Genomic DNA, 11,742 nt, shown 5'->3' with positions numbered 1-11,742 from the left:
CCCGCTTCATGCCCATGATAACGCGATCGGTTTGGGGATTGACTCCGCCGCCGCGCCATTACCATAATACAAGTATGAAACCATATGACAAACTTCTCGCCATGCGCAAATCGGACGGATTTCACCTGCAAAAGCTGATCGTTCTGCCTGACCCGCTGCTGCAAGAAGCCTCCGGCCATCCCGTTACCGCCGGACTGCACGTGACCGATATCGGGTATTTCCACAAGGCAGAGCACCATTACCGCAATCGTCCTGCCGGTTGCCCTTCCCATATCATCATGTATTGTGCCGAGGGCACAGGATGGTATTCCGTCGGTGGGAGCGAGCGGCATGAGGTGAATGCAGGCAATCTGGTTGTTCTCCCTGCCAACATGGCTCACGTGTACGGGGCGCATGCGTCCGAACCTTGGAGCATCTACTGGGTTCACTTGCGCGGCACCCTGTCGAACAATTACATCGAGCCGTTGTTGAACGAAGGCGTGACCGCCATGGCTCCCGCCAAAACGCAAAAATGGCTTGAACTTTTTCACGAATGTTACGGTACATTGGAGACCGGTTACTCGATGCAAACGATGATGTATGCCTCCCAGATCGCCGGATACATGCTCGGCATGCTCGCATACGGCTCCGGGACAGATCATGAGTCAATGAGCAGCAAACGGGCAGCCGAGAAATCGGTGCAATACATGCTCCAGCATCTCGAAGGCGCGGTCAGTCTCAAGGAACTAGCGGCTCAAGCCCGCCTGTCCGTCCCTCATTATTCGCAATTGTTCAAGCAGGCGACCGGTTACTCGCCCATCGACTATTATTTGCGGCTCAAAATCCAGCATTCCTGCCGCTACCTTGATTTTACCGATTGGACGGTCAAACAGATCAGCTCGGAGCTCGGGTTCAAGGACCCCTACTACTTTTCACGTCTATTCAGCAAAATGATGGGCCGTTCGCCTACCGAATATCGCAACAAATCGAAAGGATAAATGGCAGCAACCTTTTGAATCCAAGGTTCGTCTAAAAGGGCAAATAGCTTTTAGTTAAAGGGATATCCCCTGGAAAAGAGAGGCGAACCTCAATGAAAAAGAACATTTTAGCCACAGTTGCCGCTGGAGCACTGCTTACCATTTCGCTGGGCGCCGGTCCGATTCATGCCGATCAGGCCAAATTCACCGATATTCAGGGTCTCGCCGGAGCGGACAAGATCGAATCGCTGCATCAGGACGGCCGGATCAAGGGCATCACCGACTCCCTGTTCAAACCAGGGCAACAGCTCACCACCGCTCAAGGCATACAACTTATTGCGGATGGACTGGACCTCAATCTCGATGCCATCCGTTTCGTCAAACAGCCGCTGCCAAGCGACAGGTTCTCGAAGGTGCTCGACGGGGTATGGTATAGCGACGCTTTTATCCGCGCCCAATATAATGGAATCCAGCTTGAAGCCGACATCGATCCGTCCCAGCCGCTGACGCGCGAGCAGTTCACCATGTTCCTGATGCAAGGCATCGAGAGCAAAGGTGCTCTCCCCATGATCAAAATCAATCCGCTCGACGTTGCTGACGAAGATGAGATTACGCCAAGTTATCAGGGAGCCATCCAGCGTTCCCTCGTATTCAAAATCAATACCCTTGACGAGAACGGCAAGTTCAATCCCAAACAAACGGTCACCCGCGCCGAAGCCGCGGTCATGATGTACAACGCGATCAAACACATGGAGAGCTTCCATGCGCCTCAAATTCCGGAAATGCCGGAAAAATAACGAGGCAAAGCGATGCTTTAATCGATCCATGATACGTGGACAACGCGTCCCGACAAAAGCAATCAAAAAAACGCAAACAAAACGCAAACAACCGCAATTCCATTAACGGACCTGCGGTTTGTTTGCGTATCAAGGGTTATATACGTCTCTTGAATTAGAACGATCCTTTGACAACAACCTCGGACAACGGCAGACGACCCGAAGGACGCGCAGGCTGCGCAGCCTTGCCGATCGTGATCAGCATGTTCGGCACATAACGCGCAGGGATGTTGAACGTTTCAATCAGTTGTTTCGGGTTGTATCCCCCCATCGGGCAGGAATCGTATCCAAGTGCTCGCGCTGCCAGCATGATGTTCTGGGAAGCGAGGGAAGCGTTGCGGATCGCTTCTTCGCGAGCGGTTTGGGGGTTTTCATAGGCTCTGTTGATTTGCCCGACAAGCGCGTCGCGAACCTCGGAAGAAAGGGCTCCCGCCTCTACCGCTTGATCATAAATGACGGCATTGCGGTTAGCTTCCAAATCTCCCAATACGGCAATCGTCACGGAGCTGTCCGTAATTTGCGACTGGCCATAAGCGATAGGCAGCAATTTTTCTTTATCGGCCTCGGATTCGATCACCAGGAACTTCCAATGCTGAAGGTTCCAGGAGGACGGCGCTTCGCTCGCTGCCGTCAGAATGGCTTTCAGGTCGGCTTCCGGCATAACGAAGCCTTTTTCATACTTTTTAACGGCGTGACGCTCGCTGATCACGCGAAGTGTTTCGTTGTTTTCAATGCTGGACATGCAGTTTCCACTCCCCATAAATTGTTATTTAGGTTTGCTTCTTTTTTAAGTTCGCAAGGCACCGGGAATGCACCCGGATAGTTTACCCGCCCTCCGAAAATAACATCAGCGCAGACGATCTCCATCTGTGTTCACGTTATGCCCGGAATGCCCGGGTTTCGTAGTACCAGAGTCCCGGCCGGATCATATCATAAGCGGGTAATCCGTTCTGATTCGCCGATGCGCCGCTTAACGTCCTCAATCGAAATGCCGTCAAAATAAATGCTTAGCGCATTCTCCCCGCCATCATAGATGGAACCCATGACTTCCCGCATATTGGAGGATACGATACATGGCGAATCCAGCTCTCCCGAGCACCAGCTTGGACCGAGCGAACCGCCCGCAACCAGCCTGTACAACTCGCCAAGCTTGATCTCCTTGCTGGCCCGGCTAAGGATATACCCCCCATGTGCGCCTTCCTTCGTTGTCAGATAGCCATGCTTGCGCAGCACGCTTAACACCTTGCGCACTCTCGCCGGATGCGTGCCGACGCTCTGCGACAAGTCTTCGCTATTGGCCATGCACTCAGCCTTCATGGACAGAAAGACGAGACAGTGGACAGCAATCGTAAACTCACTGTTCATTTTTTTACTCCTCTCCCGGCAGCAAACTCCGGTGAACTTCAGCCCCAAGGCAAGTACAACTGTCATTATAGGAATGACAGTTAAGGTTGTCAACTTTGGCCATTTCTGCCCCCGATCGGGTCCGAAAACAAAAAAAGCGAGCCGATCGCTTCGCGAAGGGCTCCAATAAGATAGACATATGAAAGGGCTTACGAGACTATTATAATCGGTAATCCATATTTTGAAAACGCTTTTTTCGCAAAATAATCCTTCCTTTTATTTTTGTCGAAAGTTCCCGTTGCAAAAACTAATCACATTAGTTATATTACTAATATCATTAGTTTTCGAGGAGGAATGCTCCATGCGCATGACCCGTGAACATCATGTCATCCAGGTTTCGTTTCTGCCCCGTCTCTTTCCCGTTAACGTATATCTTGTGGAAGAAGAGGACGGCTTAACATTAATTGATGCAGGCATGCCCTTCAGTTACAAAGGGATTCTGAAGGCGGCCGGATCATTAGGCAAACCGATTACCCGCATCATTCTGACCCACGCCCATGGCGACCATGTAGGCGCACTCGATCGCCTGCACGAGGCCCTGCCGGATGCCGAAGTGTGCATCTCTTCTCGCGATGCCTTGCTGCTGAAGGGCGACGCCTCCCTGCTGCCTCACGAGCCCCAGACCCCTGTTCGGGGCAGCGTGCCGAAAGGCATCCGCACCCGTCCGGACCGGGTGCTGGAAGATGGCGACCGCATCGGCTCCCTGGTCGCCATCGCCACACCAGGCCATACGCCGGGGCATATGGCCTTCATGGATACGCGCAGCCGCGTGCTGATCGCCGGCGACGCGTACCAGTCGCGCGGCGGCCTGGCCGTGTCCGGCCGCCTGCGCCCGCTCTTCCCGTTCCCCGCGCTTGCGACCTGGAACGGGGAACTGGCCCTGGCCAGCGCGAAGCGGCTGGCCGAGCTGGAACCGTCCGTGCTCGCCGTAGGCCACGGACGGATGCTGCGCCAGCCGGCGGCGGCGATGCGGGCAGCCGCGGCTGACGCCGAGCAGCGGCTGCGCCCTGCCGGGGGGCGCGTATGAGCCCCCGGCAAGGACTGGATCGCGGCGCATTGCTGAACGCCGCGATCCAGCTCGCCGACAGCGACGGCTTCCAGGCGCTGACGCTGGCCGCCCTGGCCCAGCGGCTGGGCGTGCGCTCCCCGTCGCTGTACAACCACATCAGCGGTCTTCCGGGGCTTCGCCAGGAATTGGCGCTGATGTCCGTGCAGCAGCTCGGCCACGCCCTAACGCTCGCTGCCGCTGGCCGTTCCGGCGGCGAGGCCATCCAGGCCATCGCTGCAGCCTACACTGCCTTTGTCCGTGAGCACCCGGGGCTGTATGAAGCCTCCTTCCATGCGCCGGACCGGGACGAACCGCAGCTTGCTGCCGCGAGCAGTGCCACCCTGGATCTGCTGCTGCGAACCCTGCAGCCTTATCCATTGACCAAGGCCGAGGCCTTGCATGCCGTGCGCGGCTTGCGCAGCCTGTGCCATGGCTTTGCCTCCATCGGCGCCCAAGGCGGATTTGCCATGGATTTCGATCCTGGCGAGAGCCTTCGCCTCACCGTGGCAGCATTCCTGAACGGGCTGCAGCACATGGGTAAGATGCAATAGCTTCAAGCACGCAGTCCATGATGCATGATTGGAAACATCCGAACGGCCGCTTCCGGCAATCAATAGCCTAAGCGGGCCGTTCTTTTTGTCCCTTTGGACCGAAATCGGCTTTTCCCGGTCTATCACGTTTTCCACATTCATACCCTTCTTCTACGGATTCACTCTTCGTTATCCTCATACTAAGGCTGCGACCCGACCGCGCGTTCCGCTTCCCGCAAGATCGTTTTCATCATGGGCACGTATGCCTTCCAATACATGACATCAGGCACGCCCTTCCGGTTCGGAGTCAGCCAGTTCCTGATGACGTCCCAGCCTTTGATTCTGCGCCAAAACGAATAGTTGTTCAACTCGTCAAACGAACCGGCCATATAGTATGTCCGTACGTTGTCGTCATGCCGGATCACGGCCGGGAATTCCAAAGGAATGCGGGCATCCTGCAGCTTTTGGCGCCCGGCATCCGTCAATCCCGTCCTGAACCAGGCCTTCACCGCGTCTTTCGAATCCGGCTCTACAATATCGAACCAGTTGTCGTAGTGAATCCGTTCATCAATGCCGCTCCAATTCGTTCCCTCCTGGGTAAAAGCAAGCCCGCTATCCTCGGTTCGCATATCTGTTCCGTGGCACAATACAACGATTGATCCGTCCTCGTGCATAAGCAGCAGACCCGATCCGGAATACGGCCATTTCGCCCGCGTCTCGGCTTCGTAACGTTTCATCACTTGCTCCGGCACTTCATCCGAGCTTTGCAAATGCGATATGTATTTCCCCCGCCAACCGCTGCTCCTTACATGCATCAGCTCGTAAAACTGCTTTTGGGCCGCCGGGGATAACGTATTTGACAAAGTTCCATACTCGGCAACGACCAGAACTCCTCTGGACGCCGCCTCACGGATTTTACCGATATCCTGCTCCGTGATTCCTTCCCGCGCACTCGATTCGTTTAAACCCGTACTCCCTTGTCGGTTCAAAGAAGACGTTACATAAATGATATCCGTATCGGTCATGATGTCTTCGGGCAACCGCCGGCTCACGGACGGTGAATAGGTCGTTGCCCGGTCCGCATCATTTTCGTCGTACATATATCGTTCCCCGTTCTTTCGGACGATTTTTTGCTGATTGAGCAACCAGATCAAACCTTTATGTTCCGGATTGGGAGACTCTGATGCCCCTTTGTCGATAATCAGGACTTCAAGCGGAGTTGATGCCTCGGATTGCCACCAAATCCAAGGGATGGCCAGTACGATCGAGAAGGTTGTCAAAGAAGCCATCACCCATACGGATGACCTGTGAGTTCTTTTCATGCTGCGTCTTCCTCCATATTCGTGTCAAAGTCTCACCAAGGTCTGCACGTTTTCATGATCTGCGTTTGCTCTCATGCTGCTGTGCCCGGAACGAAAGTTATTCCTCCATCGCCGAATAAACGGTACCGCTTTGGTTGAAAATAAATGCAAATTTTGTAATTCCTCGATTTGAAGTATTCGATAAATGACACACTTAGCATTCTATCGGCTTTATCTCTTTGTGATATAATAGAAATCATAGATTCAAGCAACTTTTTTGCAGATCCGCTGGGCGGGTCCAACTATTCTTCCGGAAAGAGGGATATTTCCGTGGCTCAGATCAGTCCGTTATATCTTCAAATCGGCGCAACCGTCGGTATGCTTGTCATGGCACTGCTCGCTATCTTCATTCGCATGAAGGCAAGCCACAGGCCGGTAACCATTCGTAAAATTTTGATTCCCCCGCTCGGCATGAGCACCGGGTTCCTTATGTTTGTCGTGCCCGAGACGCATGTTCCGTGGTTGTGGGCATTGATCGCCTTGCTCGTTGGCTGGTTCATCTTTTCGTACCCGCTCATACGGAGCACCAAGTTCGAACGGATTAACGGCGAGATTTTCGCCACTCGTTCGCGCAGCTTTGTTTTTATTTTGCTCGGCCTGCTCGCCGTGCGTCTTATTCTTCATGAAGTCATCCAGCGTTACGTCACCATACCGCAGACGGGCGGACTTTTTTTCCTGCTGGCTTTCGGCATGATCGTGCGCTGGCGCGTATATATGTATAAACATTATCAGGAAGTCATTGCCTCGGATGCGGCAACCCGATAAACCGACAAAAGACACGTCTTTCGCGCTGCATTGGCGAATGACGTGTCTTTTGTCATAGGTCACGATTTCGGCTCTTCCCGGCTTCATCGCTATTCGGGATCCGCGACCTTAACGAGCTGTTTGCCGAGATTGTCGCCCGTAAACAATCCGATGAACGCTTCCGGCGTATGTTCAAACCCTTCGACAATGTTTTCCTCATGCCGAATAAGCCCATCAGCAAGCCATTTGGCCAATTTGGCTCTTCCTTCCTTGAAGGATTTGGCATAATCGCCCAGCAAAAAACCTTTCATCAGAGCCGTATTGGTCAGAAGCAATGTCTGCGGGCGCATGCCAACGTCGGGCTGCTTCAGATTATAAGCCGAAATTTGCCCGCACAACGGAATCCGCGCATTCCGGTTGATATGGCGGAGTACCGCATCGGAAATGTCGCCTCCCACATTGTCGAAATAAACATCGACACCTTCCGGGCAAGCGCGTTCGACCGCTGCCGACATATCCTGCTCCCGTCTGTAATTCAGCACCTCGTCGAATCCGAGTTGTTCCTTCAAATACGCGCATTTTTCGTCCTTACCCGCGATCCCCACGACGCGCGCCCCTTTGATTTTTGCGATCTGTCCTGCGACCATGCCGACCGCTCCGGCGGCGCCGGAAATGACGACCGTTTCGCCGTCTTGCGGCTTGCCGATATCTTCAAGCCCGAAATACGCGGTCAGTCCGGTCAGACCCAGCACGCCTAGATACGCCGTGATCGGTGCCTCTCCCGGCTCGATCAGGGAAATATCGGCCGTGTTTACCGCAGCGAATCGCTGCCATCCCCACATCCCGGTCACAAGATCTCCCTTGCGCAGGTTCGGTTCCGACGAATCAACCACCTGACCGATGACTCCACCTTTGATGACCTCATCCAGCGCGTAAGGGGGCGCATAAGACTTGGCATCCTTCATGCGGCCGCGCATATATGGATCAACGGACAAATATAACGTGCGAACCAGCACCTGTCCGGCTTCAGGCTGCGGCAGGGGAGACCGGATAAATCGAAAATTGTCCCTGGTCGGCTCACCTTCCGGACGCGATGCCAGCACAATCTGTTCATTTTCGGACAACTGAATGACCTCCTTGCTGTCAGTAGACCGTACCGGCCTTTGTGGCCAGGGCTATCCTGGCCCTGGCAAATTATGTTCCTGACTCCTTAACAGTTTAAACCGAAACAGGCGGATCACAAACGTGTCCGCCCGACTTTCGCCAAATATCGTGGTTTTGAATGTGCCGTCTATTATTGAGCCGTCAGAATAATTGGACCGTCAGCCGTAATGGCGATGGTGTGCTCGTATTGCGCCGAAAGGCTTCCATCCTGCGTGCGCGCTGTCCAACCGTCGGAATCCAGCTTGCTGCGATAGGTTCCGATGTTCAACATCGGCTCGATGGTAATCACCATGCCTTCTTTGAGACGCGGCCCGCGATGCGGTGGTCCGTAATGAGGCACCTGCGGTTCCTCATGCATTTTCTCGCCGATGCCATGCCCAACGAATTCGCGCACGACGGAAAGTCCTTCACCTTCGGCATATACCTGGATTGCATGGGAGATGTCTCCGATGCGGTTGCCGACTACGGCCATTTCAATGCCTTTGTACAGGGATTCCTTGGTGACGTCCAGCAAATGCCGGGCTTCCGGGCTTACCTGCCCAACCGCATAAGACCAAGCCGAGTCGGCCAGCCAACCGTTCAGATTGACAACCATGTCAATCGTGACGATATCTCCGTCCTTCAGCACGTATTTTCCCGGAAAACCGTGACAGATCACATCATTGACGGACGCGCATGTGGCAAATTGATAACCGTTGTATCCTTTCTGCTCAGGCGTTGCCCCATTTTTCTTCATAAAAGCTTCGGCAAACTGATCGATTTCCTGGGTCGTTATTCCCGGACGAATCATCTTGGCGATTTCTCTATGGCATGCAGCCAGAATCTCTCCGGCCTTTTTCATATTCCCGATCTGTTCATTCGTCTTCAACGTAATCATGATAACTTCTCCTTGTCCGTAATTAATCTGTTCTTTCCTCTATTCTACTCTCGAAACGCTCAAAAACAAAAAAATCCGCAACATCATCAACAATCTATTATACGATATCCCGTCAATGCAATGAATACACTTTTCTGAAAACATTGGATCCATCCGCATCCCGCAAAGACGAATCGTGCTAAAAAACCGAAACCGCCCCCGTCGAAGCAACGTATATTCGCATATACGGCCGAAGACGAAAGGAGGGGAAACTGATGCTCAGAAAAATGTTAGGCAAGCTTCTCGATTCCAAATCTTCTTCCCACCGCAGACATTATGGCAGCTCCTCGGGAAAACGCGTCTACAGGCGCTACAGCAGTTCTTCCGGGAAGCATGCATACCGGCGTTATTCTTCGTCGGACATGAAGCACCGGGACAGCCGCCACGGCTCCAGCTATTACAAAAGCAGAAAATATAGTTCCAGTTAATATACAGCGTTCATCGGATATGTATGCGACGCATCCGGCGGCGTAATTGCTGAAAGGAACTCGCGCCCGGCGGTTGTTATCCGGTGAGTGCAAAACAAGAGGTGCCCTGCCAGCCGCTTCGCGGTTGGAGAGCACCCTTTTTATTCGGATCATGGCAGCCATTGCATCAGATCACCTTTACTTTTTTACCAGAAAAATAATTCACTTCGTCTCCTCAAGCATATCCCGAACATCGGCCAAAAGCTCGGGCACGCCGCCTTCATAACCGGGCCGAAGCCCTAACAGCCTTTCCAGCATGACTCGCATGGATGGCGAGAGATCAAGCTCTTCCTGCCAGCTTGCAGGAGCTTTCCCCTTTTCCGGTTCAAACGCGGAATACAACATGAACAACAGAAAATGCCCCACATCCTGAAGATCCTGATCCGCAATCGCCGGCTCGTCCTCCGGTAAAGGAACATCCCGCATTCGCCGTTTCAATTCCGGCAGGAGCGGTTCCCCCATGCGCCGCGCCAGGCCGAAATCAATCAAATGCACCTGGCCGTCACGCAGGATGACGTTGGGGATGCGTACATCGCCATGAATGTATCCCTGCTGATGCACATGGTTTAACGGTCCGAGCAGACGACCCACCAGTTCAAGACACTCCTGTTCCGAATAGACGCACCCCTGCTCGAAGATGCACTGCTCCAGCGTTTCTCCGCGTACATACTCCGCAGCCAGGTAGTTCCGGCCGAGGTAACTGAACGATTCGAGCAGCTTGGGGATGAAAGGATGCTCCAGACGGCCCATCACTTCCGCTTCCCGCTCAAGCAGCCTCACCGAAAGCGTTCCTTTGCTGGGCTTCGACTCCTTCAATGCGACTTCCTGCCCCGTATGTTCATCCGTGCATAAATAAGTGAGTCCGTAACTGCCCATGCCAAGGAGTCGGGTAACGGTGTACCTTTCGGCAATGGTTGTGCCCTTCCTCCGGGGTCGGTCTGTCCAAAATCCGATCCATCGTTGCCAGCTTCGCCGCAGTCCCACATGTCCTCCTACATCGCAGCCGGGATTCGAACTTGTCATCAGTGGCGTGCAAAATCGTACCCGGCCCGTCTTCTGGTATCGTATGGAGACTATTATATCAGGCAGCGTAAGCAGAGGAATAGCCCGGGCGGACAACGATGTTCGTCACGCCTCTTTATGTTTTTTGGGCAACAACCCAAACAACATCCGCAACGACACCCCCTTGGATTTGCGTTGTCTCCCCTGGTAACTGCGCAGATTGGTAACCAGCTCACGATCCCGCTCTTCCTCCAATTTGTCATTCATCCATTGCTGCTGCTTGTCCATCTGCCCCAGCAATTCCTCATATACGGCGGCAAGCTCCCCAATTTTTGCTTCAAGTTCATTGACCCGCTCCTGCAGCTGCGTCTGCTCATCCTTCGGTTCCACGGCCCCATGCGTCACTTCGCTGACCAGCTGCCCCAACCCTTCCACCATACGGGAATGGACGGAGGATGCCGCCACTTCCGGAAAAAGCGATGGCATGGACAATGGCGCGGCAGCCTCGAATGCAGGCTCCCCGCTGCCACCCACAACCTCGTGATCGGCTCCCTCCCGCCCACTGTTGGAAACGTCCATTTCATCATTTGTCTCATCAGGTTCGGGACCGTCATCGGCACGCATATCATTGGCCAGGACGGTTACTACCGCATCGGCAAGCGGCATATTGTGCTCTCGCAGTTCCATCATCAGTCTTTCAATGCACTCCACGTCCTCTGTTTTGAACAGACGCGATTTGTTCGCGGCTCGTTCAAAGCGGTATCCCCGTTCTTCCAGCGCCGCTGCATATTTACGAAGAGTGCTGGCCCCAATTCCCAGACTCTTGGCTGTTTCCGTCGTTGCTCCTGCTTCTTCAATCATTTGAAATTCCCTCCCGTTATCGAAGTCTTTGACTACCAAAGGACATAGCTTCAGCGTTCCTCTTGGGGAACGTTCATCGGATCGGGCAACAGTTAAACAAGCTCAATCATGCTGTTTTCAGCATTTGCCGTATGTATTCGTGAATTCATGGAATAATCCCTTTGACGGTTTTCTTCTGTTTCTGGGGATTCATAAGAACTTTTGTCAGTCGCTTTTTTCGAAAAATTCCCGCCTGTTTCGACTTAAGCCACATATGCCGTCGTGTCGAACGCTGCACATGCAAATGCTGTCATTTTGCTTCGACACCCGTGTTGAAATCAGACATTTTCAGGGGTACATGCCTCGAAAAAAGGGGAGGTTACCTATTTCCATCGCAATTCGTGTCAATTTTGTTAACCTCATTACCCCACTACGCTCCCGCGATAACGGGAATCATTGCTGTAAAGCATTTTC

At 53.4% G+C, this 11,742-nt stretch carries 13 protein-coding genes; 6 read left to right on the top strand and 7 right to left on the bottom strand.

The genetic code is table 11. The annotated features are described in order from the left end of the window. Positions 1-74: 74 nt before the first annotated feature. On the top strand, positions 75-977 hold the full coding sequence (locus SNR34_RS02525) for an AraC family transcriptional regulator (RefSeq protein ID WP_236417575.1): 903 nt from the start codon (positions 75-77) through the stop codon (positions 975-977). A 92-nt stretch (positions 978-1,069) separates the two neighbouring features. Then, positions 1,070-1,753, top strand: coding sequence for an S-layer homology domain-containing protein (locus SNR34_RS02520; protein ID WP_343262272.1), 684 nt, complete (start codon positions 1,070-1,072; stop codon positions 1,751-1,753). Between the two features lie 154 nt (positions 1,754-1,907). Here the strand turns inward: SNR34_RS02520 and SNR34_RS02515 are convergent, their stop codons facing one another. Both SNR34_RS02515 and SNR34_RS02510 read right to left on the bottom strand, forming a co-directional pair. Beyond that, positions 1,908-2,534, bottom strand: coding sequence for a nitroreductase family protein (locus tag SNR34_RS02515; protein ID WP_486181052.1), 627 nt, complete (start codon positions 2,532-2,534; stop codon positions 1,908-1,910). 188 nt (positions 2,535-2,722) lie between these two features. After that, the gene (locus SNR34_RS02510) at positions 2,723-3,157 is read right to left on the bottom strand and encodes an RrF2 family transcriptional regulator (protein WP_236417578.1); all 435 of its coding nucleotides are present in this window, start codon (positions 3,155-3,157) and stop codon (positions 2,723-2,725) included. A 340-nt stretch (positions 3,158-3,497) separates the two neighbouring features. On the opposite strand from SNR34_RS02510, the gene SNR34_RS02505 reads away from it, so the two are divergent. Further along, entirely contained in the window at positions 3,498-4,223 is a 726-nt protein-coding gene (locus SNR34_RS02505; RefSeq protein WP_339275806.1) for an MBL fold metallo-hydrolase, read from the top strand. Then, positions 4,220-4,795: a TetR/AcrR family transcriptional regulator gene (locus SNR34_RS02500; RefSeq protein ID WP_236417580.1), complete on the top strand. Its 576-nt coding sequence runs from the start codon at positions 4,220-4,222 to the stop codon at positions 4,793-4,795. Before SNR34_RS02505 ends, SNR34_RS02500 begins: the two co-directional genes overlap by 4 nt. Before the next feature lie 179 nt (positions 4,796-4,974). Here SNR34_RS02500 and SNR34_RS02495 read toward each other — a convergent pair whose 3' ends face one another. Continuing rightward, complete coding sequence (locus tag SNR34_RS02495; RefSeq protein WP_236417581.1) at positions 4,975-6,096, bottom strand: hypothetical protein; 1,122 nt, start codon at positions 6,094-6,096, stop codon at positions 4,975-4,977. A gap of 309 nt (positions 6,097-6,405) precedes the next feature. Between SNR34_RS02495 and SNR34_RS02490 the strand changes: the two genes are divergently transcribed. Continuing rightward, positions 6,406-6,900 carry a CcdC family protein gene (locus SNR34_RS02490; protein WP_236417582.1) on the top strand — a complete coding sequence of 165 codons (495 nt, stop codon included), beginning with the start codon at positions 6,406-6,408 and terminating at the stop codon, positions 6,898-6,900. A gap of 89 nt (positions 6,901-6,989) precedes the next feature. Here SNR34_RS02490 and SNR34_RS02485 read toward each other — a convergent pair whose 3' ends face one another. After that, a complete protein-coding gene (locus tag SNR34_RS02485) occupies positions 6,990-8,003 on the bottom strand; it encodes an NADP-dependent oxidoreductase (protein WP_236417583.1) in 1,014 nt (337 codons plus the stop codon). Between the two features lie 170 nt (positions 8,004-8,173). Next, complete coding sequence (gene map / locus SNR34_RS02480) at positions 8,174-8,920, bottom strand: type I methionyl aminopeptidase (protein WP_236417584.1); 747 nt, start codon at positions 8,918-8,920, stop codon at positions 8,174-8,176. A 254-nt stretch (positions 8,921-9,174) separates the two neighbouring features. On the opposite strand from map, the gene SNR34_RS02475 reads away from it, so the two are divergent. Beyond that, entirely contained in the window at positions 9,175-9,387 is a 213-nt protein-coding gene (locus SNR34_RS02475) for a hypothetical protein (protein WP_236417585.1), read from the top strand. 201 nt (positions 9,388-9,588) lie between these two features. On the opposite strand, the gene SNR34_RS02470 is transcribed toward SNR34_RS02475, so the two are convergent. Together SNR34_RS02470 and SNR34_RS02465 are read right to left on the bottom strand one after the other, a co-directional pair. After that, the gene (locus SNR34_RS02470) at positions 9,589-10,449 is read right to left on the bottom strand and encodes a serine/threonine protein kinase (protein WP_486181051.1); all 861 of its coding nucleotides are present in this window, start codon (positions 10,447-10,449) and stop codon (positions 9,589-9,591) included. A gap of 105 nt (positions 10,450-10,554) precedes the next feature. After that, the gene (locus SNR34_RS02465; protein WP_236417588.1) at positions 10,555-11,289 is read right to left on the bottom strand and encodes a MerR family transcriptional regulator; all 735 of its coding nucleotides are present in this window, start codon (positions 11,287-11,289) and stop codon (positions 10,555-10,557) included. Positions 11,290-11,742 lie beyond the last annotated feature (453 nt).

The sequence above is a fragment of the Paenibacillus sp. XP01 genome (genome assembly GCF_057364885.1).
This window is presented reverse-complemented; position numbering and strand designations above follow the sequence as displayed.

Excerpts from the sequence above, each read along its gene's own strand:
- SNR34_RS02515 (WP_486181052.1), bottom strand. The coding sequence starts at position 2,534 with ATGTCCAGCATTGAAAACAACGAAACACTTCGCGTGATCAGCGAGCGT.
- SNR34_RS02510 (WP_236417578.1), bottom strand. The coding sequence starts at position 3,157 with ATGAACAGTGAGTTTACGATTGCTGTCCACTGTCTCGTCTTTCTGTCC.
- map (WP_236417584.1), bottom strand. The coding sequence starts at position 8,920 with ATGATTACGTTGAAGACGAATGAACAGATCGGGAATATGAAAAAGGCC.
- SNR34_RS02525 (WP_236417575.1), top strand. The coding sequence starts at position 75 with ATGAAACCATATGACAAACTTCTCGCCATGCGCAAATCGGACGGATTT.
- SNR34_RS02465 (WP_236417588.1), bottom strand. The coding sequence starts at position 11,289 with ATGATTGAAGAAGCAGGAGCAACGACGGAAACAGCCAAGAGTCTGGGA.
- SNR34_RS02500 (WP_236417580.1), top strand. The coding sequence starts at position 4,220 with ATGAGCCCCCGGCAAGGACTGGATCGCGGCGCATTGCTGAACGCCGCG.
- SNR34_RS02520 (WP_343262272.1), top strand. The coding sequence starts at position 1,070 with ATGAAAAAGAACATTTTAGCCACAGTTGCCGCTGGAGCACTGCTTACC.
- SNR34_RS02495 (WP_236417581.1), bottom strand. The coding sequence starts at position 6,096 with ATGAAAAGAACTCACAGGTCATCCGTATGGGTGATGGCTTCTTTGACA.
- SNR34_RS02470 (WP_486181051.1), bottom strand. The coding sequence starts at position 10,449 with ATGACAAGTTCGAATCCCGGCTGCGATGTAGGAGGACATGTGGGACTG.
- SNR34_RS02505 (WP_339275806.1), top strand. The coding sequence starts at position 3,498 with ATGCGCATGACCCGTGAACATCATGTCATCCAGGTTTCGTTTCTGCCC.
- SNR34_RS02475 (WP_236417585.1), top strand. The coding sequence starts at position 9,175 with ATGCTCAGAAAAATGTTAGGCAAGCTTCTCGATTCCAAATCTTCTTCC.